This window comes from Bradyrhizobium hipponense, from assembly GCF_008123965.1.
Taxonomy (GTDB): Bacteria; Pseudomonadota; Alphaproteobacteria; order Rhizobiales; family Xanthobacteraceae; genus Bradyrhizobium; species Bradyrhizobium hipponense.
In genome coordinates this window covers 140,466-166,915 of the sequence record NZ_VSTH01000019.1, presented here as the reverse complement: position 1 = coordinate 166,915, position 26,450 = coordinate 140,466, and the positions used below count along the sequence as shown (strand labels likewise).

At 64.8% G+C, this 26,450-nt stretch carries 22 protein-coding genes and 1 tRNA gene; 5 read left to right on the top strand and 18 right to left on the bottom strand.

The features are described 5' to 3' along the window. Nucleotides 1-33: 33 nt before the first annotated feature. Complete coding sequence (gene queC / locus FXV83_RS06995) at nt 34-747, bottom strand: 7-cyano-7-deazaguanine synthase QueC (protein ID WP_148738461.1); 714 nt, start codon at nt 745-747, stop codon at nt 34-36. Between the two features lie 139 nt (nt 748-886). Between queC and mazG the strand changes: the two genes are divergently transcribed. Further along, nucleotides 887-1,738, top strand: coding sequence for a nucleoside triphosphate pyrophosphohydrolase (gene mazG / locus FXV83_RS06990; RefSeq protein WP_148738460.1), 852 nt, complete (start codon nt 887-889; stop codon nt 1,736-1,738). A 151-nt stretch (nt 1,739-1,889) separates the two neighbouring features. Here mazG and hflX read toward each other — a convergent pair whose 3' ends face one another. The 4 genes from hflX to FXV83_RS06970 all read right to left on the bottom strand — a co-directional run bounded on the left by hflX (nt 1,890) and on the right by FXV83_RS06970 (nt 7,575). Beyond that, complete coding sequence (hflX, locus tag FXV83_RS06985) at nt 1,890-3,269, bottom strand: GTPase HflX (RefSeq protein WP_187435721.1); 1,380 nt, start codon at nt 3,267-3,269, stop codon at nt 1,890-1,892. 11 nt (nt 3,270-3,280) lie between these two features. Next, complete coding sequence (hfq, locus tag FXV83_RS06980) at nt 3,281-3,529, bottom strand: RNA chaperone Hfq (protein ID WP_007591126.1); 249 nt, start codon at nt 3,527-3,529, stop codon at nt 3,281-3,283. A 249-nt stretch (nt 3,530-3,778) separates the two neighbouring features. Next, nucleotides 3,779-5,149, bottom strand: coding sequence for a nitrogen assimilation response regulator NtrX (gene ntrX, locus FXV83_RS06975; protein WP_148738458.1), 1,371 nt, complete (start codon nt 5,147-5,149; stop codon nt 3,779-3,781). A gap of 17 nt (nt 5,150-5,166) precedes the next feature. Next, nucleotides 5,167-7,575, bottom strand: coding sequence for a sensor histidine kinase (locus tag FXV83_RS06970; RefSeq protein ID WP_148738457.1), 2,409 nt, complete (start codon nt 7,573-7,575; stop codon nt 5,167-5,169). A 165-nt stretch (nt 7,576-7,740) separates the two neighbouring features. Here FXV83_RS06970 and FXV83_RS44865 point away from each other — a divergent pair, with 165 nt between their 5' ends. Then, nucleotides 7,741-7,869, top strand: coding sequence for a hypothetical protein (locus FXV83_RS44865; protein ID WP_283811696.1), 129 nt, complete (start codon nt 7,741-7,743; stop codon nt 7,867-7,869). Nucleotides 7,870-8,041: 172 nt separating this feature from the next. On the opposite strand, the gene ntrC is transcribed toward FXV83_RS44865, so the two are convergent. From ntrC to dusB, 3 genes are read right to left on the bottom strand one after another with little or no spacing between them, the layout of a single operon-like run. Further along, complete coding sequence (gene ntrC, locus FXV83_RS06960; RefSeq protein ID WP_148738455.1) at nt 8,042-9,484, bottom strand: nitrogen regulation protein NR(I); 1,443 nt, start codon at nt 9,482-9,484, stop codon at nt 8,042-8,044. 9 nt (nt 9,485-9,493) lie between these two features. Then, entirely contained in the window at nt 9,494-10,669 is a 1,176-nt protein-coding gene (locus FXV83_RS06955; RefSeq protein WP_148738454.1) for a two-component system sensor histidine kinase NtrB, read from the bottom strand. Continuing rightward, nucleotides 10,666-11,667: a tRNA dihydrouridine synthase DusB gene (gene dusB, locus FXV83_RS06950; RefSeq protein ID WP_187435720.1), complete on the bottom strand. Its 1,002-nt coding sequence runs from the start codon at nt 11,665-11,667 to the stop codon at nt 10,666-10,668. Before dusB ends, FXV83_RS06955 begins: the two co-directional genes overlap by 4 nt. Nucleotides 11,668-11,944: 277 nt before the next feature. Between dusB and FXV83_RS06945 the strand changes: the two genes are divergently transcribed. Together FXV83_RS06945 and FXV83_RS06940 are read left to right on the top strand one after the other, a co-directional pair. Continuing rightward, nucleotides 11,945-13,126: a bifunctional 2-C-methyl-D-erythritol 4-phosphate cytidylyltransferase/2-C-methyl-D-erythritol 2,4-cyclodiphosphate synthase gene (locus FXV83_RS06945; RefSeq protein ID WP_148738452.1), complete on the top strand. Its 1,182-nt coding sequence runs from the start codon at nt 11,945-11,947 to the stop codon at nt 13,124-13,126. A 4-nt stretch (nt 13,127-13,130) separates the two neighbouring features. Next, nucleotides 13,131-13,742 carry a CinA family protein gene (locus FXV83_RS06940; RefSeq protein ID WP_148738451.1) on the top strand — a complete coding sequence of 204 codons (612 nt, stop codon included), beginning with the start codon at nt 13,131-13,133 and terminating at the stop codon, nt 13,740-13,742. Between the two features lie 14 nt (nt 13,743-13,756). Here FXV83_RS06940 and FXV83_RS06935 read toward each other — a convergent pair whose 3' ends face one another. Beyond that, nucleotides 13,757-14,227 (bottom strand): type II toxin-antitoxin system RatA family toxin, encoded by a 471-nt coding sequence (locus FXV83_RS06935; protein WP_148738450.1) that lies wholly within the window; start codon nt 14,225-14,227, stop codon nt 13,757-13,759. 6 nt (nt 14,228-14,233) lie between these two features. Then, nucleotides 14,234-15,190: a lipoyl synthase gene (gene lipA / locus FXV83_RS06930; protein ID WP_148738449.1), complete on the bottom strand. Its 957-nt coding sequence runs from the start codon at nt 15,188-15,190 to the stop codon at nt 14,234-14,236. Between the two features lie 130 nt (nt 15,191-15,320). On the opposite strand from lipA, the gene FXV83_RS06925 reads away from it, so the two are divergent. After that, on the top strand, nt 15,321-15,935 hold the full coding sequence (locus FXV83_RS06925) for a DNA-3-methyladenine glycosylase (RefSeq protein ID WP_148738448.1): 615 nt from the start codon (nt 15,321-15,323) through the stop codon (nt 15,933-15,935). A gap of 6 nt (nt 15,936-15,941) precedes the next feature. Here the strand turns inward: FXV83_RS06925 and FXV83_RS06920 are convergent, their stop codons facing one another. The 8 genes from FXV83_RS06920 to FXV83_RS06880 all read right to left on the bottom strand — a co-directional run bounded on the left by FXV83_RS06920 (nt 15,942) and on the right by FXV83_RS06880 (nt 26,325). Continuing rightward, entirely contained in the window at nt 15,942-18,818 is a 2,877-nt protein-coding gene (locus FXV83_RS06920) for a valine--tRNA ligase (protein WP_148738447.1), read from the bottom strand. Between the two features lie 46 nt (nt 18,819-18,864). After that, complete coding sequence (locus FXV83_RS06915) at nt 18,865-19,635, bottom strand: PopZ family protein (protein ID WP_187435719.1); 771 nt, start codon at nt 19,633-19,635, stop codon at nt 18,865-18,867. 299 nt (nt 19,636-19,934) lie between these two features. Beyond that, a complete protein-coding gene (locus FXV83_RS06910; RefSeq protein WP_148738506.1) occupies nt 19,935-21,320 on the bottom strand; it encodes a TolC family outer membrane protein in 1,386 nt (461 codons plus the stop codon). A gap of 215 nt (nt 21,321-21,535) precedes the next feature. After that, nucleotides 21,536-22,198 carry a protein-L-isoaspartate O-methyltransferase family protein gene (locus FXV83_RS06905; RefSeq protein ID WP_187435718.1) on the bottom strand — a complete coding sequence of 221 codons (663 nt, stop codon included), beginning with the start codon at nt 22,196-22,198 and terminating at the stop codon, nt 21,536-21,538. A 137-nt stretch (nt 22,199-22,335) separates the two neighbouring features. Further along, complete coding sequence (locus FXV83_RS06900) at nt 22,336-22,515, bottom strand: hypothetical protein (RefSeq protein WP_148738445.1); 180 nt, start codon at nt 22,513-22,515, stop codon at nt 22,336-22,338. 215 nt (nt 22,516-22,730) lie between these two features. Continuing rightward, nucleotides 22,731-22,805 (bottom strand) — tRNA-Asn (locus FXV83_RS06895). A 774-nt stretch (nt 22,806-23,579) separates the two neighbouring features. Next, on the bottom strand, nt 23,580-23,963 hold the full coding sequence (locus tag FXV83_RS06885; protein WP_148738444.1) for a RidA family protein: 384 nt from the start codon (nt 23,961-23,963) through the stop codon (nt 23,580-23,582). 31 nt (nt 23,964-23,994) lie between these two features. After that, nucleotides 23,995-26,325, bottom strand: coding sequence for an acetamidase/formamidase family protein (locus FXV83_RS06880; protein ID WP_187435717.1), 2,331 nt, complete (start codon nt 26,323-26,325; stop codon nt 23,995-23,997). Nucleotides 26,326-26,450: the final 125 nt, after the last annotated feature.

The window sequence follows — 26,450 nt, the reverse complement described above, 5'->3', positions numbered from 1 at the left end:
GGGCTCCTCGCAATGACGGCAGAAATCGAGACGCTACTTTCCAGCCACATACTCCGCCCACCCCTTCGCCCGCAGGCTGCACGCCGGGCACCCCCCGCAGCCATAGCCCCACTCATGCTGGGCGCCGCGTTCGCCGAGATAGCAGGTGTGCGACTGCTCGCGGATGAGATCGACCAGTCCGTCGCCGCCGAGGTCATGTGCGAGCTTCCAGGTCGCAGCCTTGTCGATCCACATCAGCGGCGTGTGCAGCTCGAACTGTCTCGCCATCCCGAGCGAGAGCGCGGCCTGCATCGCGCGGATGGTGTCGTCGCGGCAATCGGGATAGCCGGAATAATCGGTCTCGCACATGCCGCCGACGATATGGGTGATGCCACGCCGGTAGGCCAGCGCCGCGGCGAAGGTCAGGAACACCAGGTTGCGGCCGGGCACGAAGGTGTTGGGCAGCCCGTCGGCGCCCATCGCGATCGCGACATCCCGCGTCAACGCCGTATCGGAGATCGCGGCCAGTGTTGGGATCGACAGCGTGTGGCTCTCGCCGAGCTTGTCCGCCCAATCGGCGCGCAGCGTCTTGACGCCGGCGAACAGGCTGTCACGGCAAGCAAGCTCGATCGCATGACGCTGGCCGTAGTCGAACCCCAGCGTTTCCACGCGCGCGAAGCGGCTCAAGGCCCAGGCGAGGCAGGTGGTGGAGTCCTGGCCGCCGGAAAACAGCACCAGCGCGGTTTCGGATGAAAATGCGTCACTCATGGCCCGCGCTTTAGCACTGCGGACGCTGCTCGCCAATCTGGCCCGCCAATCGGTGGAAATCGGCCTGTTCCGCCGGCTTGCGCTGGGAACGGCGGACCGCTTTTGGCATAAGTCTCAAGACCCAGGAGACGACCCCGCAATGACCCCTTCCCGCGACATTTCCCGCTTGATCGAGATCATGGCGGCGCTGCGCACGCCGGTGACCGGCTGCCCCTGGGACCTCGAGCAGAACTTTTCGACGATCGCGCCCTACACCATCGAGGAAGCCCATGAAGTGGTCGACGCGATCGACCGCGGCGATCTCGACGATTTGCGCGAGGAGCTTGGGGATCTTCTGTTGCAGGTCGTGTTCCATGCCCAGATGGCGGAGGAGCAGAACGCGTTCGCCTTCGGCGACGTCGTCGAGGCCATCACCCGCAAGATGATCCGGCGCCACCCCCACGTCTTCGCCGACAAGGATGGCAATCTCGCCTCCTCCCACGTCAAGGAAGTCTGGGACCGCATCAAGGCCGAGGAAAAGGCCGAGCGCGCCGCGCGCCGGCCGCCGGAGCAGACCTCGCACAAATCGCTGCTTTCGGGCGTGAAGGCCGGCCAGCCGGCGCTGACCCGCGCCATGGAGCTCCAGCGCAAGGCCTCGAGCGTCGGCTTCGACTGGAACGATCCGCGCGCGGTGCTGCAAAAGATCCGCGAGGAAGCCGACGAGATCGAGGCGGCGCTCGACCGCAACGACAGCGAGGGGCTTGCGGAAGAGACCGGTGACCTGATGTTCGCGCTGGTCAATCTGGCCCGCCACGTCGACGCGGATCCGGAAGCAGCCCTACGCGCGACCAACGCGAAATTCGAACGCCGCTTTGCGTTTATCGAACAGGCGCTGGAGGCACAGGGTCGAACGCTGGATCAGGCGTCGCTGGCAGAGATGGACGCGCTGTGGAACGCAGCGAAGGGGGACGAGAAACCGGCGTCAGAAGGGTGCACGGAAGCTCGCCGCTAACTCAGGTGTCGTCATGGCAAGGCCAGGATCCATTACCGCGACTGCAGTTTGTTGAAGCATGTCGGAGCCATCAGCGTGCCAATTTCCTACCGCTTGTGGTAATGGATCCCGGATCCGCGCTTACGCTTGTCCGGGACGACGTGGGGAGAGATCACGCCACACGCGGCACGGCGTCGAACCGGTTGACCACGATATCCCGCTTGGTCTCATCCACCCGCACCGTCATGTCGAAGCGGCCGTCGTGCAGCTCTTTCGCCAGGACCTCGGCATTGCGATGCAGCCAGCTGATGCCGGCGCCGTCGGCGGCATCGATCGAGAGATCGAGCGTGGTGCGTTTGGCGGCGAGCCGCTCCTCGATCGCGGCAAGCAGCGCATCGATCCCCTCGCCTGACACGGCTGAGACCAGCATCGCCGGATGATCCTCCGGCCTGCGCGCGGCGATGTTCAGGAGCTCCTCGCGCTGTTCCGCGCCATAACGATCAATCTTGTTCCAGACCTCGATGATACGGCCGGAATCGTCGGGGTTGATACCGAGTTGGCGCAGCACTGCATCGACGTCGCTCTGCTGCGCCTCGGCGTCCTCATGCGAGATGTCGCGAACATGCAGGATGACGTCGGCCTCTAGCACCTCCTCCAGCGTGGCGCGGAAGGCGGCGACGAGCTGGGTCGGCAGATTGGAGATGAAGCCGACGGTGTCTGACAGCATCGCCTTGCCACCATGCGGCAGGCTGAGCGCGCGCAGGGTCGGATCGAGGGTTGCGAACAGCATGTCGGCAGCCTGCACGTCGGCGCGCGTCAGGCGGTTGAACAGCGTCGACTTGCCGGCATTGGTGTAGCCAACCAGCGCCACGACGCGATAAGGCACGCGCTGACGCCCGGCGCGGTGCAGGCGCCGTGTGGCCTGAACCTTCTTCAGTTCGCCTTCGAGTTTGGAGATGCGTTCCTGGATCAGGCGGCGGTCGGCTTCGATCTGGGTCTCGCCGGGACCGCCCATGAATCCGAAGCCGCCGCGCTGGCGCTCGAGATGGGTCCAGGAGCGTACGAGGCGCGAGCGCTGGTAGTTGAGATGCGCGAGCTCGACCTGGAGCGAGCCTTCCTTGGTCTTGGCGCGCCGGCCGAAGATTTCGAGGATCAGGCCGGTGCGGTCGAGCACCTTTGCTTGCAACTCCTTCTCGAGATTGCGCTGCTGGATCGGCGCAAGCGCGCAATCCATCACCACGAGCTCGACATCGAGGCTGTTGGCAAGCGCCGCGATCTCCTCGACCTTGCCCTTGCCGATATAGGTGGCCGGGCGGATCTGGCTGATCGGCGCGATAATGGCATCCGCGATGACGAGATCGATCGCGCGTGCGAGGCCGGCGGCTTCGTCGAGCCGGGCCTGGGCGTCGCGCAGCACGTGACTCTCCGTTTGCGTGTCGGCACTGCCGGCGCGCACCCGCAAATAGGGGCCGATGACAAGCACCCGCCCCGTCTGCTTAGCCCCGGCCGACCGCGGACGGTCGGCCTCCCCGTCGAAATTCCGGGGTTCCAATCAGATCACTCTCAAGCCGGCTGGTCCTCGCCGCCTTCAAACAACTGGATCGGAGCGCCTGGCATAATGGTCGAGATCGCATGCTTGTAGACGAGCTGCGAGTGACCGTCGCGCCGAAGCAGCAAACAGAAATTGTCGAACCAGGTCACGATGCCCTGGAGCTTCACTCCGTTGACCAGAAATATCGTCAGTGGCGTCTTGGTTTTGCGAACGTGATTAAGGAAGGTGTCCTGCAGGTTTTGTGCGCGGTCTGCCGCCATTGTTTTTTTCTCGCTTTGAGTTTCTTTTTATTGCGCCGGTTGCGGCCCTCTTTGTGAAATTCGGAGCCTCTCCCGGCTGCCGTTCCTCATGAGATCCCCCTCGGAAGGAACAGCTGTTCGATTAGAGGACAGGTGAACTTATTAGGCAAGCCGCTTCACACGCCAGCCCATGCCGTACTGCCCCGAAAAACTACGGAAATCGATGATTTTCCTCGCCTATCCCTAAGGTCGAGCCGCAATCTTGCGGCGCTAGCCTACGCCGAGCGCTTTTAGCTTCCGGTGCAACGCCGAGCGTTCCATGCCAACGAACTCCGCCGTGCGAGAAATATTTCCTGAAAAACGGCTGATCTGGGCAATCAAATAGTCGCGCTCGAACACTTCGCGCGCCTCGCGCAGCGGCAAGCCCATGATGTGCTCGCCATTGTTGCTGGTCGGCATCGCCGGCACCATCGAGCCGACGTCCTGCGGCAGCATGTCGGCGGTGATGATCACCTCCGGCCCGCCCGCGGCGAGAATCATGACTCTCTCAACATTGTTGCGGAGCTGGCGCACATTGCCCGGCCAGACATGGGATTGCAGCACCGCCATCGCGTCTTGCCCGATCTGGCGCCTGGGCAGGCCGCTGCCGGCCGAAATCTGCTCCATGAAATAGTCGATCAGTTCCGGAATGTCCTCGCGCCGCTCCGACAGCGCCGGCACGCGGATCGGCACGACCGAAAGACGATGGTAGAGGTCCTCGCGGAAATGACCCGCCGCGATCTCCTCCTCCAGGTTGCGCGCGGTGGACGAGATGATGCGCACGTCGACCTGGACCTTGCCGGCACCGCCGACACGCTGGAACGACTGCTCGACCAGCACGCGCAGGATCTTGTTCTGGGTCTCACGCGGCATGTCCGCGATCTCGTCGATGAACAACGTGCCGCCATGGGCTTCTTCGAGCGCACCCGGCTTTCGCGGCTGCTCGCCGTTGGACTGCTCGATGCCGAACAACTCGTGCTCCATGCGCTCGGGCGTGATCGCGGCGGCATTAATCACGACGAACGGGCCATCGGCGCGGCCCGAGGCCATATGCAGCGTACGCGCGGTTAATTCCTTGCCGGCGCCGGCAGGGCCGACGATCAGGATGCGGCTGTTGGCCTTGGCCGCGCGTTCGATGGTCTGGCGCAGCTGGTTCATGCTGGGCGAGCGGCCGACGAGCGAGCTTGCGCTCGGTGCGAGCTGCTTCAGTTCCTTGACTTCGCGCTTGAGCCGCGAGTTCTCCAGCGCCCTGGTCGCGACCAGGATCAGCCGGTCGGCCTTGAACGGCTTCTCGATGAAATCGTAGGCGCCGCGCTTGATCGCTGCGACCGCGGTCTCGATGTTGCCGTGACCGGAGATCATCACCACCGGCAGATCGGCATTGTCCTTCTTGACCTGCTCCAGTAGTTGCAAGCCGTCGAGCTTGGAACCCTGGAGCCAGATGTCGAGGAACACCAGATGCGGCCTGCGGTTCGCGATCTCGGCCAGCGCCGTGTCGCTGTCGCGCGCGGTCCGCGTGACGAACCCCTCGTCTTCGAGAATGCCCGCAACGAGATCCCGAATATCGGCCTCATCGTCGACAATCAGAATTTCACTAGCCATGGGTCGCGCCTGTCTTGTCAGAGGCCTGTTGAGGCTTCGATCTTCGTTGAGTCATTGGTCTTTTCTTCCGGCTCTTTGGTTCCGGCAGCCGCCTGCTTTGTTTCCGGGTCCTTGGCGATCTTCGTGACCGCTTCCGTCGTTTCCTTGGTCATTTCTCCGGCGGCCGGCGCCTGCTCGGCCGCTTCGGCCTTGGCGGGATGGCCGGAGATCGCAAAGCGCATCCGCATCCAGGCGCCGCGCTGGCCTTCGCGGAAGTCGGAGGCGTCTTTCAACTCGATGCGGCCGCCATGGTCTTCCAGCACGCGGCCGACGATTGCAAGCCCGAGGCCAGTGCCCTTGGCGCGCGTCGTGACATAGGGCTCGAGCAGACGCGAACGCGCGACCTTGGGCAGGCCGATACCATTGTCGATGACGTCGATCAGCACGTCCTCGCCTTGGCGCGACACCACGACGTCGATGCGGCCCTTGCCATTGTCCCTGCCGAGTTCCTCCGGCGGGACCTGCTCGATCGCCTCGGTGGCGTTCTTGACGATGTTGGTGACCGCCTGCGAGATCAACCGCCGGTCGAACTGGGCGCGCAGCGGATCCTCCTTGAATTGAGCCTCGATATCGATCTCGGGATGGGCGACCTTCATCAGGAACACCGCCTGCCGTACGGTGTCGGCGACGTCCTCGCCCTCCATCACCGGCTTTGGCATGCGCGCAAAGCGCGAGAACTCGTCGACCATGCGGCGGATGTCGTCGACCTGGCGCACGATGGTGTCGGTGCACTGCTCGAAGATCTGCTTGTCCTTCTCCTCGGTGATGGACTTGCCGAACTTGCGGCGGATGCGCTCGGCCGAGAGCTGGATCGGGGTCAGCGGGTTCTTGATCTCGTGCGCGATGCGGCGCGCCACGTCGCCCCAGGCCGAGGTCCGCTGTGCCGAGACGAGGTCGGTGATGTCGTCGAGCGTGATGATGTAGCTGTCGTGCGGCTGGCTGGTCTTCTCGGCGCTGACACGGACCGACAGATTGCGCTCCTGCCCGTCGCGCGTGATCGTGATCTGGCCCTGCACAAGGCGCTGGGTCCCTTCCCGCGCCGCCTTCATCATCTCGTCGAGCTCGGGCAGGACGTCGGAGAGTGGATGGCCGAGCGTCTCTGCTTCGGAGTGCCCGATCAGCTTCTCGGCGGATCGGTTGAGGATGCCGACGCTGCCCGACGTGTCGACACCGATGATGCCGGCGCTCGCCGAGGACAGCACGGCCTCGATGAAGCGGCGTCGGCTGTCAATGAGATCGCTGGCATTGACGAGCTCGTCGCGCTGGCTGCGCAACTCCTGCGTCATCTTGTTGAAGGTCTCACCCAGCTGCGCGAGGTCGCCTTCCGACTGGTGCACCGGCACCTTGACGTTGAGGTCGCCGGTCGAGACCGTGTGGGCCGCGTTCATCAGCCGCCGGATCGGCGCCACTAGCGAGTTGGCGAAGTTCAGGCCGATCAGCACCGATGCCATCAGGATGGTCAGCGCGATCACCGCGAACATCAGCGCGAAGGCGACCTGGATGCCGAGCCGGCGCGACTCGATCTGGGCATATTCGGCGACGCTGACCTCGGTCTGCTTGAGCTGATTGACGACGTTCGGATCAAGCGGCCGCGCCACATAGAGGAAAGTGTCGCTGAACGCCCGCAGCCGGATCACCGCGGCGACGAAGCTGGCGTCCGGCAGCACGGCGATCTCGGGCTCGGACTCGTTGACGTTGCTGAGGAAGTCCGGTGCAGGCGGCGAATAGGCTAGCCGCATGCCGGTGTCGGCGGATTCCAGGATGTTGGTGTTCTTGTCGATGATCATCGCCCCCGGCAGGTTGCGGGAGCTGGCGCTGGCCGCCAACATTTCGCGAAACGACCGGCGATCCTGGTCGTAGAGCGGCCGGGCATGGGCGATGTCGTTGGCCATGCCGAGAATGTCGCCGCGGATCAGCTGCGCATGATCTTGCATGTAGGCCCGCGCGATCGTCAGCGAATTCTGGATCACCTCCTTGGTCGGTCCGGAGAACAGCCGGTCGAGGCCGCGCTCGAGGGTGACGTTGGCAACGACCGCGACCATCACCGCCGGCAGCACCGCCACGATCGAGAACAGGCTGACGACCTGGACATGCAGGCGTGCCGCCGCCCTGCCCCGCCGTCGCGCCAGGATCAGCTGCCAGAGTTCGCGGATGATGATCCCGACCAGGAGCAGGATCGTGGCCGCATTGACCAGATAGAAGGTCCGAACGACCTCCGGCGTAGGCTCGATGTTCGTCAGTCCGGTCAGGACCAGGAAGGTCAGGAACGCCGACAGCAGCGCCAGCGCCACGGCAAAAGGCGCCAGCCAGCGCCGCAGCGACCAGCGCCGGGGCTCTTCGGCTGGGGCCGTGTCAAAGGATGCGGCCGAGGGATCTGCGCTGGTCATTCCGGCAATGAGGTGCTGAAAACGGGGATCCGCAAGCGGCGGATACTGATGTATTCCTACCACAATGTTGCCAAATTGCGACAATTCCGCGGCGCCTACACCGGCACGTCCACAGGCATTCACCGGCCAGCGGGAACAGTTTTCCATCGCTGCGGCTTGCCCTCCATGGAGAGGTTCTTTCTTGCGATGATGATTTGCGCCGTTCTGCTGCTGATCGTGGCCGCGGACCTCCTCGTCAACGGGCCGGCCCTACACCAAGCGTCGGTGGACATGGCCTACGTCCTGCCGCCGTAAGGCCGGCTTATCAGATGAGTTCGAGGCCGATCGGCGGCCAGTCGAGCCATTCGCGCGGAACGTTTCGGCCCTGTCCGGACTTGGGTTCACCGCGTCAGCCACAATGGCCAGCGCATCCGGACAGGCTCAGCTCCGCTTTGGTAGGGGGAGCTGAGCCACCGTTCCGCGAAAACTAGCCGCCGCTCCGGTACACCTGGATATCGAGATCGCGGATCTTCTTCCGCAGCGTGTTGCGGTTGAGGCCGAGCAGGTCCGCGGCGCGGATCTGGTTGCCGCGGGTGGCAGCGAGCGCGGCCGTAAGCAGCGGCACCTCGATCTCCTTGAGGATGCGGTGATAGAGCCCGGGCGGCGGCACGCCGTTCGGAAAGCCCTGGAAGTGCGAGGACAGGTACGCCTCCACCGCGCCGCCGAGATTGTCGACGCCCTGCTGGACCGCGGCCCCCGGGCTCACCGAGGGCGGCGCCAGTTCGCCGTCGATCACCGAGGCGGTGATCACGTCCTGCGGGTAGAGTGCCGCGAGGCGCCGCGCCAGGTTTTCGAGCTCGCGCACGTTGCCCGGCCAACGATGCTGCTTCAGCCGCTCTAGTGCCAGCGAGTCGAGCTTCTTCGGCGGCAGGCCATCCTTCTCGGCCAGTGCGAAGAAGTGACGGATGAGATCCGGCAGGTCCTCGATGCGTTCGCGCAGCGGCGGCAGCCGCAGCGGCACGACGTTGAGGCGGAAGAACAAATCCTCGCGGAACAGACCCTGCTGGATCAGGACGCGCAGATCCTTGTTGGAAGCCGCGACGATGCGCACGTCGGTCTTGATCGGGGTGCGGCCGCCGACGGTGGTGTATTCGCCCTGCTGGAGCACGCGCAGCAGGCGGGTCTGCGCCTCCATCGGCATGTCGCCGATTTCGTCGAGGAACAGCGTGCCGCCTTCGGCCTGCTCGAACCGTCCGGAGGCGCGGGTGTTGGCGCCGGTGAAGGCGCCGCGCTCATGGCCGAACAGCTCGGACTCGATCAGGTCGCGCGGGATCGCCGCCATGTTGACCGCAACGAACGGACCGTTACGGCGCTTGCCGTAATCGTGCAGCGCGCGCGCCACCAGTTCCTTGCCCGTGCCGGACTCGCCCGTGATCATCACGGTGAGGTCGGTCTGCATCAGGCGCGCCAGCACGCGGTAGATTTCCTGCATCGCCGGCGAACGGCCGACCAGCGGGATTGCTTCCATCTCGGCGTCTTCGTCCGGCGTCGAGGTGCGCTCCTTCGGCTCGGCGAGCGCGCGGCCGACGATGGCGATCAACTCCTTCAGGTCGAAGGGCTTCGGCAGGTATTCGTACGCGCCGCGCTCGGAAGCGCGGATCGCTGTCATGAAGGTGTTTTGCGCGCTCATGACGATGACCGGCAAGTTCGGCCGCATCTTCTTGATCCGCGGCAGCAGATCGAAGGCATTTTCATCCGGCATCACCACGTCGGTGATGACCAGATCGCCCTCCCCCTGACTGACCCAGCGCCAGAGCGTTGCGGCATTGCCGGTGAGCCTGACTTCGTAGCCGGCGCGGGAAAGCGCCTGATTGAGAACCGTGCGGATGGCGGTGTCGTCATCTGCAACGAGAATGCTACCTGCGGGCATTGTTAATCCTCATTTTGCCCCCTGTGATGCAGACGACGACTTCCCGGCAGAGCCGTCGCGACTGCTGTGATCGGCATATTTCACCGATGTCGAGTACATCGGCATCAGCACGCGGAAGGTGGTCTTGCGCGGCTGAGATTCGCATTCGATGATGCCCCCGTGATCGCCGACGATTTTTGCGACCAGCGCCAGGCCGAGACCGCTGCCGGTCTGCTTGGTGGTCACGAAGGGATCGAACAGGTTGGACAGAAGATCGTCGGGCACGCCTGGTCCGTTGTCCTTGACGCAGAATTCGAGCGGCAGGGATACCCTGGATTTTTGACCGGGGACTGACAGGCGTACGCCGGGGCGGAACGCGGTGGTGAGCTGGATCTCGCCATCGGGAACGTCGATCAGGGCTTCGGCGGCGTTCTTGACGAGATTGAGGAATACCTGAATCAGCTGATCCTGGTTCGCCAGCACCGGCGGCAGCGAGGGATCGTAGTCCTCGACGAAGCGGATGTTGCGGGCAAAGCCGGATTGCGCCAGCCGCTTGACGTGATCGAGCACCGAATGGATGTTGACGGGACCGCGCACCACGGGACGTTCGTCGCCGAACACCTCCATGCGGTCGACCAGCGTCACGATGCGGTCGGCCTCGTCGCAGATCAGCCGCGTCAGCATGCGGTCTTCGGACGAAGCCTGCTGCTCAAGCAGCTGGGCCGCGCCGCGGATGCCGGACAGCGGATTCTTGATCTCATGCGCCAGCATGGCGGCGAGCGCGATCACCGAGCGCGCGGCGCTGCGATGGGTGAGCTGGCGGTCCATCTTGTCGGCGATGGTGCGCTCCTGGAGCATCACCACGATGTGGCCCGGCCGCTCGGTCAGCGGTGCCACATGCAGATCGACCTGGCGGTCGCCGCCCATGCGCGGTGTGCCGAGATCGACCTTGTATTCGTTGACCGGAGAATTCGACGAACGCACCTGATCGATCAGGGCCAGCAAGGGGCTGCCGAATGGCACCAATTCCTTCAGCGACTGCCGCTTCAGGAATTGCGTCGATATCTCGAAGAAGGCTTCGGTCGCGATGTTGGCGGCGACGATCTTGCCGTCCGGCCCAATCAGGAGCACGGGATTGGGAAGAGCGTCCAGGATCGCCTCGCTGTCGGACGGAAGCGGCCGACGATGTTCAGCAGCCGAGCTCATGCAGCAGCGCTCCATGCGAAGTCGTCGAAGGCATCTTGCAGTGACCGGTGAACGAGGCGCGGATCCTCGGAGGTGAGAATCTTCTGGCGCCACGCTTTCAGCTTCTCCGCCGGAGCGCGGCTCGCGTCGGCCGCGACGTCGAGCGCCCAGCCGAGATGCTTTCGCGCATGCCGGAGCCCGATGCGCAGGCCGTAGAGCGCGCAGACACCCTCATAAAGCGTGCGGACATAGCCAAGCTGCGCCTCGAGCGACGGCGCGGCTTCAGCCGCCCCACCCCTCAGGCGCCGGCCGATCTGGCCGGGCAACCAGGGTTGGCCTTGTGCGCCGCGACCGATCATCACGGCGTCAGCGCCGGAGGCATCGAGTGCCGCGACCGCTTTCTCATAAGACGTGATGTCGCCGTTGACGACGAGCGGAACCGAGATCGCCTCGCGGACCGCGCGGACCGCGTCCCAATCGGCCTCGCCCTTGTAGAACTGGCAGCGGGTGCGGCCGTGCACGGTGACGAGCTTGACGCCGGCGGCTTCCGCGCGCCGCGCCAGTTCCGGCGCGTTGCGGCTGCGGTCGTCCCAGCCGAGCCGCATCTTCAGCGTCACCGGCACTTTCACCGCTGCGATGGTCGCGTCGATCAAGCTGACGGCATGGTCGAGATCGCGCATCAGCGCCGAGCCGGACTGGCCGCCGGTGACATGACGGGCCGGACAACCCATGTTGATGTCGATGATGTCGGCGCCTTCGGCTTCCGCGATCCGCGCGCCCTCTGCCATCCAGTGCGCCTCACAGCCGGCCAGCTGAACCACATGCTGACCAACGCCGGTCGCTTCGCAGCGCAAACGCGACATCGCGCGGCCGTTGACGAGTTCGTCGCTGGCGGTCATTTCGGAGATGACCAGACCGGCCCCCAGTTCGGCGGTCAGCCGCCGGACGGGCGAGTCGGTCACTCCCGACATCGGCGCCAGGAAGACCGGGGTGGCGACATCAATATCGCCTATTTTCAACGGCTTAGAGCCTGATCTTGCCGAGCCGGTCACAATGATCTCGTTAATAGGCAGGGCCTCATCGCGTCTGCCATGACCTATCTTGCGCACAATTCTTGTGCAGTCAAGCGTCATGCCTACAGTTTAGACAGTTCTGTAGATCTTTCAAGTGCAGTGCAACAAAATGCTGTTTCCCACAATCCGGGGAAACCTCTTTTATTGCGGGCCTGCCGTGCTAGAGGCTTGCCGGCAATCACCCACTCCCGACTCTTCATCACGAACTGAGTATTTGAGTCTTATGGCGAAATCACAACGCACCGCAGTTGTTCTCGTCGCAGCCGGACGCGGCCTGCGCGCCGGTGCAGGCGGGCCGAAGCAGTATCGCTCGATCGGCGGCCAGCCCGTGATCTATCGCGCCATGGAAGCCTTCAGCCGTCATCCCGACGTGTCAGTGGTGCAGCCGGTGGTGAATCCCGATGACAGCGTCATGTTCACGGCAGCGGTCGCAGGATTGAAGCACGAACCGCCGACCGGTGGTGGCGCGACTCGTCAGGCGTCGGTGCTCGCCGGTCTCGAAGCGCTGGCCAGGCACAAGCCCGACATCGTCCTGATCCACGACGCCGCGCGGCCCTTCGTCTCGGAAGGCCTGATTTCGCGCGCGATCGACGCGGCCAGCCGTACCGGCGCCGCGATCCCCGCCATTGCCGTCACCGACACCATCAAGCTCATCGGCGAGGGCGGCAACGTCGAGGACACGCCGGACCGGGCGCGGCTGCGAATCGCGCAGACGCCGCAATCCTTTCGTTTCGACGTCATCCTCGAGGCGCATCGTCGCGCGGCGAAGGACAGACGCAGCGATTTCACCGATGACGCGGCGATTGCCGAATGGGCGGGATTGACGGTAGCAACCTTTGAAGGCGATGTTGCCAATATGAAACTCACCACTCCCGAGGACTTCGTGCGCGAGGAAGCGCGCCTGGCCAGCCTGCTCGGCGACATCCGGACGGGCACCGGCTACGACGTGCACGCCTTCGGCGAAGGCGACCACGTCATGATCTGCGGCGTGCGCGTGCCGCACACCAAGGGTTTCCTCGCCCATTCCGACGGCGATGTCGGCCTGCATGCGCTGGTCGACGCGATCCTCGGCGCGCTCGCCGATGGCGACATCGGCTCGCACTTCCCGCCGAGCGACGTGAAGTGGAAGGGCGCATCCTCCGACCAGTTCCTGAAATACGCCATCGATCGCGTCGCGCAGCGCGGCGGCCGCGTCGCCAATCTCGAGGTGACGCTGATCTGTGAGCGGCCAAAGATCGGCCCCTTGCGCGACACCATGCGCGCGCGCATCGCCGAGATCTCCAGCGTCGACATCTCTCGCGTCGCGGTGAAGGCGACCACCAGCGAACGGCTCGGCTTCACCGGACGCGAGGAAGGTATCGCGGCCACCGCGAGCGCCACCATTCGCCTGCCCTGGGAGGTGTAAAGCCATGGGCGGCAGCGACGCACGCGCCCTCTCCCGCTCGCTGCTCGATCTGTGCCGGATGCGCAAGCTGACGATCGCGACGGCCGAGTCCTGCACCGGCGGCCTCGTGGCCGGCGCGCTGACCGACATCCCCGGCTCTTCCGACGTGATCGATCGCGGCTTCGTCACCTATTCCAATGATGCCAAGCGCGCGATGCTCGGCGTCGAGGCGAGCACGCTGACGAATTTCGGCGCGGTCAGCAAGGAGACCGCGATCGCGATGGCGGTCGGCGCACTCGAGCGCGCCGGCGTCGACCTTGCGGTTGCCATCACCGGCATTGCCGGTCCCGGCGGCGCCACGCCCGGCAAGCCGGTCGGCCTCGTCCATTTCGCCGTCGCCGCCCGCGACGGCCGCATCGCCCACCGCGAACATCGTTTTGGGGCGATCGGCCGCAGCGCCGTGCGCGCCCGCTCCGTAGCCGAGGCGCTGCGCATGCTGATGGATCTCGCCCGCGGCCCGCAAGTCTCGGTCAAGCCGCGCCGTGAAGCCGCCAGCCGCCTGCGTCCGCGCGTGGCGCGCTCCTCGCCGCGCCGGCACGCCGTGAAGCGGAGGCCGCCGCGGTCGCCGCGGGGCTGAAGTCCCGTCGCCGGCTACGACGATGCCAGCTTCCGTCGCCCGTAGATCGCATCTGCCCGCTTCTCGAAGGCCGCGGAAAAGCGCGCGAACGCGGCGTCGAACATCGAGCCCATCAGCAGCGCCAGCATGCGGCTTTTGAACTCGTAGGCTAGGAAAAAGCCGACGTCGCAGACGTCATCGCCTTTCGGTTCGAACGTCCAGCGGTTTTCGAGATTGCTGAACGGGCCTTGCAGATATTCGACCAGGATCTTGAGATTGGCGCGGTCCAGCGTCACCCGGCTGGTGAAGGATTCCTTGACCAGTTTGAACGACACCGTCATGTCGGCGATCAGCACCTCGGTGCCGTCAGGCTTCGCCATCCGCTGCCGGACTTTCAGCCCGCTGCACAGCGGCACGAATTCCGGGTAGCGCTCGACGTCGGCGACCAGATCAAACATCTCGGACGCGCTGTGGTTGACGCGGTGCTTGCTCGAAACTCGGTGCATGTGAGTTCAGCGCGCGACCGCGGCCCGCGCTGCCTTTAGTCTCGCAAAATCCTCGCCGGCATGGTGCGACGAACGGGTGAGCGGGCTCGCCGACACCATGAGGAAGCCCTTGGTGTAGGCGACCTTTTCGTAGGACGAGAACTCGGCCGGTGGCACGTAGCGCATCACGGCGTGATGCTTGCGGGTCGGCTGGAGATACTGGCCGATGGTCAGGAAGTCGACGTCAGCCGAACGCAGATCATCCATCACCTGCTGCACCTCGTGGCGCTCCTCGCCGAGGCCAACCATGATGCCGGACTTGGTGAAGATCGTGGGATCGAGCTCCTTGACCCGCTGCAGCAGCCGGATCGAATGGAAGTACCGTGCACCGGGCCGCACGGTGAGATAGCGCGACGGGACGGTTTCCAGATTGTGGTTGAAGACGTCCGGCTTGGCCGACACGACGACCTCCAGCGCGCCCTCCTTGCGCAGGAAGTCGGGCGTCAAAATCTCGATCGTGGTCGACGGGCACGCGGCGCGGATCGCGCGGATGGTCTGGGCGAAATGCTCGGCGCCGCCATCGGCAAGATCGTCACGATCGACCGAGGTGACGACGACGTGGGCGAGCCCCAGCTTGGCCACGGCCTCGGCGACGTTGTGCGGCTCGGCTGCATCGAGGGCATTGGGCATGCCGGTCTTGACGTTGCAGAAGGCGCAGGCGCGGGTGCATGTGTCACCCATGATCATGAAGGTCGCGTGCTTCTTGTCCCAGCACTCGCCAATGTTCGGGCAGCCCGCCTCCTCGCACACCGTATGCAGGCCGTTGGCCCGCACGATGTTGCGGGTGTCGGCATAGCCACGGGTGTTCGGCGCGCGTACGCGGATCCAGTCCGGCTTCGGGGGCGAAGCGGAATCGGGCCGGTTCACCTTTTCGGGGTGGCGCGGGCGCAACGGGTTCGAGATGGTATCGACAATAACGACCATGGGGTGTCCGGTCTGTTCAGGTCCTACCTAGTCGGTCTCGCCAAGCACCGCAACCCGGCTCGCCCTGCTTCAGGGAACATGGCAGATATGGGCAATATCCTGCTCTGTTCTCTGGCGATTCTCACCACGAATGACTCCAAGAAAGCCGTCAATCTCGAATGCTTCCACACCATGGCTCGGCAAGCCGCTGAAGCGTGCCTTTTTCGCGCGCAGCGTCCACGAGGTCGCGCCCGACTTGATCGGCGCGACCATGCTGGTCGACGGTATCGGCGGCCTCATCGTCGAGGTCGAGGCCTATCATCATACCGACCCCGCGGCGCATTCTTATCGCGGGCCGACGCTGCGGAACCAGGTGATGTTCGGCCCGCCGGGCTTTGCCTATGTCTACCGCTCCTACGGCATCCATTGGTGCGTGAATTTCGTCTGCGAGGAGGAAGGCTCGGCGAGCGCGGTGCTGATCCGTGCGCTGGAGCCGACCCATGGGCTCGCCGCGATGCGCCGCCGCCGCCATGCTGCCGATGTGCACGCGCTGTGCTCGGGCCCGGGCAAGCTGACGGAAGCACTCGGCATCACCGTCGCCCACAATGCCCTGCCCTTGGACCGGCCGCCGATCGCGCTGCACGCGCGGACGGCCGAGGTCGAGGTGGCTATCGGTATCCGGATCGGCATCACCAAGGCGGTCGAGCTGCCCTGGCGCTACGGCGTCAAAGGCTCGAAATTCCTCAGCAAGCCATTTCCGAAGTGAACGTCACTACGACGCCTGCTTCAGCCGCTCCAGCGCCTCCAGCAGCTTCGTTTTGCGCGCCAGTGCCGCCTCGCGCTTTTCGCGCTCCTCCTCGACGACCTCTTCGGCCGCGTTGGCGACGAACTTCTCATTGGCCAGCTTGGATTCGGCGCGCTTGACGTCGGCGTCGGCTTTGGCGATCTCCTTGTCGAGGCGCGCGCGCTCGGCGGCGACGTCGATCACGCCCTTTAGCGGCAGCGCGGCGACCTCGCCGCGCACCAGGAGCTGAACCGCGCCGTCGGGGGCGCGATCGGCGAAGGAGATGTCCGACAGGCGCGCCATGCGCTTGATGACGTCAGTCCAGCGTGGCGCGCGCTCTTTGGTTTCGGCGGAAGCGCCGACGAGCACCAGCGCCGTCAGCGTTGCCGGCGCAATGTTCATCTCGGCGCGCACCGAACGGATTTGTGTGATCAGGTCGATCACCCAGCCGATCTCGGCTTCCGCCTTCGGATCGGTGAAGTCGGCATGGTCGAAGACGGGCAGCACCCAGGCCGGCGAAACCAGTGCATCAGTCGGCCCCGTCGTCACCGCGAGCATCGCAAGCTGCTCCGGCGTTGGCCCGGCGGGCTTCAGCGGCCACTGTGCCAGCGCGAGCAGCCCTTCACGTTTGGCCGTCACCTCCCACAACTCTTCGGTGATGAAAGGCATGAAGGGGTGCAGAAGCTTCAAGATCTCGTCGCGGGCCCAGGCGACCATGGCCCGGGTCTCAGCTTTGGCCGGACCGTCCGGGCCGAGCAGCACGGGCTTTGCGAGCTCGACATACCAGTCACAATAGACGTTCCAGACGAAGCGGTAGATCGCACCGGCGGCATCGTTGAAGCGGTAGGCTTCGATCGCCTCGGTTACCTCGCGCGTAGTGTGCGCGCTCTCATGTGCGATCCAGCGGTTCAGCGTCTCCTTCGCCTTCGCCGGCTCGAAGCCCTCGGGCACCGCGCAGTAATTCATCTCCGCGAACCGGCAGGCGTTCCAGAGCTTGGTCGCGAAATTGCGGTAGCCCTCGACGCGGCTGGTGGCGAGCTTGATGTCGCGCCCTTGCGCCGCCATCGCCGCCAGCGTGAAGCGCAGCGCGTCGGCGCCGTATTCATCGATCAGGTGCAGCGGATCAATCACGTTGCCCTTCGACTTCGACATCTTGGCGCCCTTCTCGTCGCGGACGAGGGCGTGGATGTAGATGGTCGAGAACGGCACTTCCTTCATGAAGTGCAGGCCCATCATCATCATCCGGGCGACCCAGAAGAAGATGATGTCGAAGCCGGTCACGAGCGCATTGGTTGGATAGTAGCGTTGCACCTCCGGCGTCTCGTCGGGCCAGCCCAGGGTCGAGAACGGCCACAGCGCCGAGGAGAACCAGGTGTCGAGCACGTCCTCGTCGCGGGTGATGAAGCCCTCGCGCTTGTCGCGATCGAGCGCCATCTCGCGGCCCTGCTCGACCGTGATGACCTCCTGCTCGACGTAATAGCCGAGCGCGTGGCTGACGGCCTCTTCCTCGGTCTCGGCGACGAAGACCTTGCCGTCCGGACCATACCAGGCCGGAATCTGGTGGCCCCACCAAAGCTGGCGCGAGATGCACCAGGGCTGGATGTTCTCCATCCACTCGAAATAGGTCTTTTCCCAGTTCTTCGGCACGAAGCTGGTTTCGCCCGAACGCACCGCCGCCATCGCCGGCTTTGCCAGCGTCTTGGCGTCGACGTACCATTGGTCGGTGAGATACGGCTCGATCACGCTGTTGGAGCGGTCGCCGTGCGGCACCATGTGGGTGTGCGGCTCGATCCGCTCGACGAAGCCGAATGCTTCCAGCCGTTCGACGATGCGCTTGCGCGCCGCGAAGCGATCGACCCTGTGAAACTCCTCGGCGAATTGCGCGGCGCCCTCCGGCAGGCCGCGCAGGTAGTCCTCGTTGTCGAGAAGATCGAGGCAGCCTTCCTTGTCGAGCACGCTGATCTGGCGCAGGCCGTGGCGCTTGCCGACTTCGAAATCGTTGAAGTCGTGCGCCGGTGTCACCTTGACCGCGCCCGAACCCTTTTCCGGATCGGAATAGTCGTCGGCGACGATCTGCACCTTGCGGCCGACCAGCGGCAGAATCACGTGCTTGCCGACGAGCTTCTGATAGCGTTCGTCGTCGGGATGCACGGCAACGCCGGTATCGCCGAGCATGGTCTCGGGTCGCGTGGTGGCGACGACGATGAAGCTCGCCGGATCGTCCGGGCTGAAGGTCTTGCCCTCGATCGGATAGCGCAGATACCAGAGGTGGCCCTTGACCTCGGTCTGCTGCACCTCGAGATCGGAGATGGCGGTGAGCAGCTTGGTGTCCCAGTTCACCAGCCGCTTGTCCTTGTAGATCAGGCCATCGCGATGAAGCTCGACGAACACCTTGACGACCGCCTTCGACAGGCCCTCGTCCATGGTGAAGCGCTCGCGCGACCAATCGCAGGAGGCGCCGAGCCGCTTGAGCTGGTTGATAATGGTGTCGCCGCTCTCGGCCTTCCACTGCCAGACCTGCTCGAGAAACTTCTCGCGGCCCATCTCGCGGCGGCCGGGCTGTTGCCGCTCCATCAACTGCCGCTCGACCACCATCTGGGTGGCGATGCCGGCATGGTCGGTGCCAGGCTGCCACAGCACGTCGCGCCCGCGCATCCGCTCGAAGCGGCACAGGATGTCCTGGAGCGTGTTGTTGAGGGCGTGGCCCATGTGCAGCGAACCCGTCACGTTCGGCGGCGGGATCACGATGGTGAAGGGCACCGCGTCGCGGCGGTCGGGGCGACCGGCCTTGAACGCAAGGCTGTCCTCCCAGACGACAGACATGCGCGATTCGATATCGGCGGGCTGGTAATTTTTCTCGATCATGGGGCTGCTAGAAAGCCGCGCGCGGGGGCCAAGTCAAACGAAAAGGTCAACGGCCGCCGCGCGAGACCCGCTCGATTTCCGCCTTCACAATGCGTTCAACGAGCCCCGGCAGGTTGTCGTCGAGCCAGGACTTCAGCATCGGGCGCAGCATCTCCTTGACCAGGTCCTCCAGCGTCCGCGCATTGCTGCTGAGCACCGTGTGGGCCAGGGAGTTGAAGGCCGATTCCACAGCCGAGACCGTCGTTTGCGCCAGGATCGGCTGCTGCGGCGGCAGCGATGGCGCGTCGAAGTCCACCGGCGCATACGACGGCGGCGGCGCAGGACGAGATGGCGGCGCCGATTCGGCGAATTCGAGATCATCGCGCGGCTCGACCCTGCGAAAGCTCGGCGGCGGAGCCGGTGTCGGCTCGGGAACCTCGACCGCCATCTCGTCAGTCAGTTCGAGAACGTCAGCTTCGGGCTCGGGCTCCGCTTCGGGCGCGCGCATCTCGGGTGCGGCGGTCGCACTATCGAGCCCGGCCAGCAGCGCGTCGATATCGTCCTGGTTGTTGGATTCGGCCGCCGCAGGCGGCGGAGGCGGCGCCGGCTTAGCGGCGGGCGGCGGCGCGGGTTTCTCGGCAGCCGGCTTCGCGGGCGCGACCTTCGATGGCGGAATGTCGTTCATCGCCTGCGGCTTTGGTGCAGGCGCTGCGGGCGCAGGCGCAGGCTTCGCGGCCTCGGCCGGCGGTGGCTTGGCCTCGTCGTCGGCAATGATGCGCCGGATCGAGGCCAGAATCTCCTCCATCGAGGGTTCTGTGACCTTTGCAGGCTGCGTCATCTCCGACTCCACATCCTCAACGCCCTCGCATGCGTTATTTTACACCAAGCGCGCCAGGATTGGCCGGTTCCGGACCGGCGGCCCGACATTTTCATCGTGACAGCCAGACTTGTCCCCAGATCACGGCGCAACGTACGGCCGTGCGCCCTATCCCCGGCACCCGACCTTTGCGCAAACGACGCCGGGCACGGGCGAATCGACCCGCAACTTCTTGGCAAGGCTATGTCAGGGAATTTGACGATTGCAAGCAAACCGCCGGTCGGCCTCGGCTATTCGCGAGGCCGACCTGATTGCGGCAATCAGCGTCCGTCGGGCGTGCGCACGCCGGCCCAGCTGTCGCGGACCTGATGGTAGTGCACGCTGGGATCGTAAACCGAGGTCCCAAGGCCGAGCACCTGCGGCGACAGACGGCCGACGGCGGACAGAACGTTATAAGATGCAACGACCCGGTCATGCTGCGCGGTAACCAATGCGACTCGCGCATTGACCAGCGCCTGCTGCGCGTTGAGCACGTCGAGGGTGGTGCGCTGACCGGCCTTGGCTTCTTCGCGCACGCCGTTCAGCGCGATCTCGGACGCCGTCACCTGCGCCTGCGCGGATTGCACCTGCGCCTTGCCGGCCTGCAACGAGCCCCACCACTGCACGACGGTCGCACGAGCCTGATCGCGAGTCGTTTCGAGATTGAGACGCTGCTGCGCCAGGTTTTCCTTAGACTGGCGGATCAGCGAATATTGATTGCCGCCGTCATAGAGCTGCCAATTGGCCTGCGCGATAGCGGATGCGCTGTTTGACCTGAATTGAATCAGGGACTGCTCGTCGGCACGCGTGGCGTTAAGCTGCAGCGTGACCGTCGGCAACAGCGCACCTTCGGCGACCTTGACCTGCAAATAATTGACGTCGATGCCAAACATTGCGGCCGTGACGTTGGGATTCTCGATCAGGCCGAGCTCGACGGCCGCGGCGAGCGTCGGAGGCAGGTACCGGTCGACCGGCGAGCCCGGCGCGAGGTTCACCGGCTCGTTGCCGATGACGCGGCGGAAGTTCGCGCGCGTCGTGTTGAGATTCGCTTCGGCGGTGAGCGCCTGCGTCCTGCCGGCAGCCAGCTGCGCTTCCGATTGCGCGACGTCGGTCCGCGTCACTTCGCCGACGTTGAAGCGATCGCGCGTTTGCTTCAGCGTCTGCTCGAGCACGCGCACGTTGCTGCGCTGGACTTCGAGCGTCGCAGCATCGCGAAGATAGTCCATGTAGGTCGTGGCAGCCTGGAGCAGCACGCTCTGATCGAGGCTGCGCAGCGCTTCGCGGGCACCGGAAACCTGGCTCTCCGCAGCGCGCGTCCGGTTGCCGGTGATGTTGCCGTTATAGAGCGTCTGCGAGGCGGTCACGCCGACGCTGCGGGGCGCCGTGGGCCCGTGGAACGGGGCACCCCCCACCGAGCTCTGCTGATCCTGGTATTGATAGCCGCCACTCGCCGTCAGCGAAACTTTGGGCCGGTAGCCCGACAAGGCCTGCGGCACGTTTTCGTCGGTCGAGCGCACCTGGGCGCGCTGCGCGTTGAGCTGCGGATTGTTCTGATAGGCGCGCACCAACGCGCCCTCGATCGTGTCCGCCAAGGCAGGCGTCGGCGCAGCCAACGCCATCAGCAGGACCGAAACCGCAGCTCCGGTGAAGAGCTTCACCCCATGCATCCGTGAAATTCCGTTCATTCTAACGCCAAGCTCGTGCCCGCGAGCCTGGTTACGTATCCGAGTGGAGTCGTTGCCCCGTAGCAACATAGGACGGGGTCAAGCGCGACGGAACCACCTGAGGGTGGTTCTCAGTGGAAACTCTTCACGTGCAGCATCCCGGCCACACTTCTGATTCAGAACGGGATTTTACGGGGCCGAAACGGTCTTTTGGGCCTTCAGAAGACGAAGGAGGCAGCCCGTTCCAGCCCGGGAAGGACCGGGGCTGCGGCATCGAACAGCGCCCGATAGCCGAATTCGCCGTGGGAACGGGTGACAATCACGGCCCGTGGCGGCTTGGATTCGGCCGAGACTCCCACCAGACGCCCTCCCTCCTTGAGCTGACCGAACAGCCCTTCCGGCGTCACTTCGGTGGCGCCATTGAGGACGATCACGTCATAGGGAGCAGCAGCCGCATCCCCGTCGGCGCAGGCAGCAGCCTTGCAGGTCACGTTGGCAAGCCCGAGGGCGGCAACGGCATCCTTGGCCTTCGCGGCAAGGGCCGAATCGCATTCGGTGGCAGTGACCTGGCGCGCGAGCTTGCCGGTCAGCGCGGCGAGGTAGCCAGTGGCGCAGCCGACGACCAGCACGTTGTCGCCCTCGCCGATCTCGGCGGCCTGGAGCAGCTTGCCGGTCAGCGCCGGCTTGATCAGGAACCGCTTGGCGGCGCCTTCGCTCACGTCGAGGTCGAGATCGAGATAGGCCAGGGCTTGTCGGCCGGCGGGCACGAAGGCCTCGCGGGGAACTGCGATCATGGCATCAAGAATGCGGCGATCGGTGACGTCACTAGTGCGCACCTGGCCATCGACCATTTTTAGGCGCGCGGTCGAGAAACCGGACATTTGCGGACCCTGCAATGCGGACGATGCCGCGGACGAAATTTGGCGGCATCTTTGGAACAGGCTCCACGAAAACGCAACACGTCCGTTGCCCCGCAAGACGAGGTCGGCGCGGCTCACGGCATGAGCGGCCGGAACGCCTATTCGATCGCGACTGCGAGGCGGCCGATCAGGGCGGCGACCTCGTCCAGCCGTGTCGAATCCGGTGTCTCGACGGCACGCGCAAGGCGCGCGACGCATTCATCGTCACTGAGCTCAGGAATGCCGGACGGCAGGATCGAGGGGGCAAGCTGGAAGTGGTCGACCTGGATGTCTCGCATGCGGAATCAGCTCCGTTGGGTCCGGCACTGCAACGCTCGATCTGAATTGAGTCGATTTGGCGCCGGCCTCATGGCGCGACGGCGCCGCCACACACATCTGTTTGATGCGCGATTCCATAGCCAATTCGGCACGATGCACAATTCAGACAGTGCTGCAGCAGCATCGCGCATCGCATCAGCATGCGGCAGCAACCCATTGAAATAACGGTAGAATTTGGCTCCCCGGGCTGGATTCGAACCAGCGACCATCCGATTAACAGTCGGATGCTCTACCGCTGAGCTACCGAGGAAAAGGGCGAACCGACGTTCGCGCGCGGCTGCGTATAACAAAGCCGCTTGCGCTTGCAAAGGACGAATTCGTCATCTTTCCGCGGAGGGTTTCTGGATTGTTTCGCTGCGCTCGCAACGACGGAGCGTGGGGCACTGCCGCTCTCTACCAACGTGATCCTCAGTCGTGGACATAATTCTACATCCTCGCGGCTTGCTTCGCCCGAGCTTTGCTTGATCACGGCTCCCTCTTGTCAGGGCGCAGGGAAGACCGGGTGCCGGCTGGCACCCGCGGTCCACTGTGCGAATACGCGCTACAAAAAAATTGCACAGCGGCATACAGGTGAAGCCAAAACAACCGGCCTTCCCTGCGCAGTGGTTTTACGGCTTATGCCGAGCTCTCCCCGGGGAGCGATGCACTATTGCCCCCGTCGCCTTGCAGATAGCTGATGCGTTTACCCGGTCGGGCAGCACGCGTCACCGCAAGACTTGACGCACAGACCCCGGGCGCCAGGACGACACGGTTTTACCGTACGCTGACCGCACCGGTCGTGCGCGCGACGCGATCGCTCACGGTCTCCCGCCCTGCGATGCCTATCGCGCCAGTGCTGCCAGCGTCCACCACGGCTCACCCCGCGTTTCGTGACGATCGCGATACGCCCCTCTGACTGGGGATGAGGTGCAGCACAAATACGCCAAAGCCGAATTTCGGTAAAGCGGAATGTTTTTGCTCAGGCGGATTGACCCGCAGTTTGGGTGTTTTGTCCGACGGGCAGCACAACGGATTGGAGCCCGCCTCACGGCCGCCGGCAGACCAGGTCAATCTCGATCAGCGCGTCATAAGCAAGCCCGGTGACGCCGACGCAGGTCCGGGCCGGCAGCCGGCCCGGTGCGAAGAACGCGCGGTAGGTCTCGTTCATCGCGGCGTAGTCCTCCTTGAAGCGCGTCAGATAGATGCGCGCCATCACGACGTGCTCGAGGCCGAGATCAAGACCGGCGAGCACCACCTTCAGGTTCTCCATCACCGCACGCGTCTGGGCGACGATACCGTCGGGCAGCACGCCCGGCGTTTGCGGCGTATCCGGCATCTGGCCGGTGACGAAAACAAAACCGCCGGTCTCGACGGCGTGGCTGAAGGGCGCGACCGGCTTCGGTCCGCCGCTGATCATGTGGAATTTCACGTTGGTTATCCTTGGTTCTAAGGCGCGCTTTTCAAGGGGCGTCCTGGAAGATGCGCTTGCTGATGATCGCGTGCACGCCCCAATTACCGTCGACCACCTGGGTCACCCCGAAATCGACCGCCGCCGACATCAACGCGATCGCCTCATCCTCGCTCAGGCCCTTCACGTTCATCAGGAAACGCCGCATCTTCCGGAACGCGTCCTTCATGGCGAGGTCCAGCGAGGATTTGGCGTAGACCTCGCTCTGGCCTTGCGCGCCGAACTCGGCGAGATAGTTGGGATGGCTGAATCCGGTCAGCACCCATTCGGTCGCGGTCTCAATCAAGGGATAGCTGAGATCGGCGAAGGGGCGGCCGGCGAGGTCGGCCTTCTTGTGCAGGATCACCTCGAAGGTGCCGGTCATCGAGCATTCGATCGCGGTGCCGCTCAATTCACCATCGCCCTGCGCGGCGTGGGGATCGCCGACCGACAAGAGCGCACCGGGAACAGACACCGGAAGATAGACGGCCGCCCCCTTCCCCAGCCGCCAATTGTCGAGATTGCCGCCGAAATAGGACGGCGGCACCGAGTCGATGAAATCGACCTCACGCGGCGCCACCGCGATCACGCCGAAATGCGGACGCAGGGGAATGCGGATGCCGTCGAGCACGTCATGGCGGCGCTTCACCGTGCCTGATACGACGGGAACGCCGGGATAGTCGTAAATGGCGTGCACGACGCCGAAGGGATCCGTCTGCGGCTCCCAGCGGTAGGAATAGAGCGCGCGGGCATGCGGCGCGTCGGTATCGTCGAAGATCTCGTAGATCGTCACGGCCTCGCGGGGCTTCGGCCCTGAAAGGAATTCGTCGTAGTGATAGCCCCACCAGGCCGCGACCGAGGAGCCGAATACGCGACCTGCATGTTTCGGATGGCGGCTCGCACGCGGCACGATATCGAGGATGCGCACCTCCAGCACGTCGCCGGGCTGGGCGTCCTTCACTGCCACAGGTCCCGTGCAGATGTGGACGCCAAATCCCTCGCCGGCGCCGCGGCCGAACACGCTGGCGTCCATCGGGCCGGCGCCGCGGCGATCCACGTTCTTCCTGTCGGCTGTCCAGCCGAACACGCTTTCGGCCGCAGCATCGCCCGCGATCATCAACTCGGGATCGTCGGAGGCGTGCTGGGTCAGCGTCTCGATGGTGATGGTATCGCCCGAGGCGATTTCGAGCTGCGGCGAGAGCGAGCGGCTGAAATAGCCCCAATGGATGCGGCTGGTCTCGGTCGGAAGATGATGGTGCTGGCGTCCAGCCGTTCTCGGCTCATCGGAATCAGCGCGGCAGATGTTGCTGCGCACCTCCGCACCCGCCTGATGCGCGCGGAGTTGCGCTAGCGCCTCCTGCGGCCAACCACGCTGACCGGTGATTTGCTGCAAGGTCGCTCGTTCCGCCTCCTGCTGGCGGAACTCGCGCGGCGGCAGGCCGAAGCGGTGGCGGAAGGCGCGGCTGAAATGCGCGGAATCACCAAAGCCATAGGCATAGGCGATCTCCGAGATCGAGCGATGCGCCTCGGACGGATTGGACAAATCGGCCCAGGCGCGCTGCAGCCGGCGTTCGCGGACATAGTGGGTGAAATTATCGCCGACCGTCTCGAACAGCTTTTGCAAATAGCGCTCGGAAATCCCCTCAGCCTGCGCGACGCGCGCCGGCACCAGTTCGGGATCGTCGAGCCGGCGTTCGATGGTCTGGCAGATCCGGTGCAGCAGTGCAGCCTGTGTTGCGCTCGATCCGGCATCGGACGTTGAGGCCGCCAATTGATGCGCGAGCGTCAAAAGCAGATCGACGAGGCTTTGCGCGACCGCATTCCATTCGGCATCGCTCAGGGTGTCGAGCGTGCGTGCGGTGACATCGAGGAGGCGCGCGAACACATCGGCGAAGCCACTGGGCGGAACGACCCGGGGCTCGCCGAGCCGCGGCTTGCCCGAGAGGCGCCCATGCAGCGCCTCCGAGGTCACCGACAGCACGATCGCGCGCATGTCGCGCTGGAACACGATGCTCCAATCCCCGCTACGCGGCAGCAGCACGAGATGGCCGACCGGGACGATGCGATGACCGCCGGCGCTTTTCAGCACCATGCCGTCCTCGACCGGCATCAGCGCGATCAGAAGGTCTTCGTGCGATTGCGCAAATGGACCGATGCTCTGCGCGCCCGCGGCCATACGCGTCAGCGCGACGCCCGCGGCTCGGCGATGCGACGCCGTGGCGTGCCCGTCGAAGAAGGAATGGCCGGTAGCGGGTTGCAGGCCGACGGCGGCCAGCACGTCCCGCCAGGCTTCGGGGCGGTCGTCTTGCGCGTAGGATTCGCTCGTGAAGGGACGGAAGCTCATTGGATCGACCCAGATTGCAGTCGATCGAAGCAACCTCTGTGCCAGACGCACGCGGTCATCCGTCGCAGCGACAGGCCGTAAATGGTCTCCGCTTTTCACGTGTTCATCTCGAAAACGGACTGTCC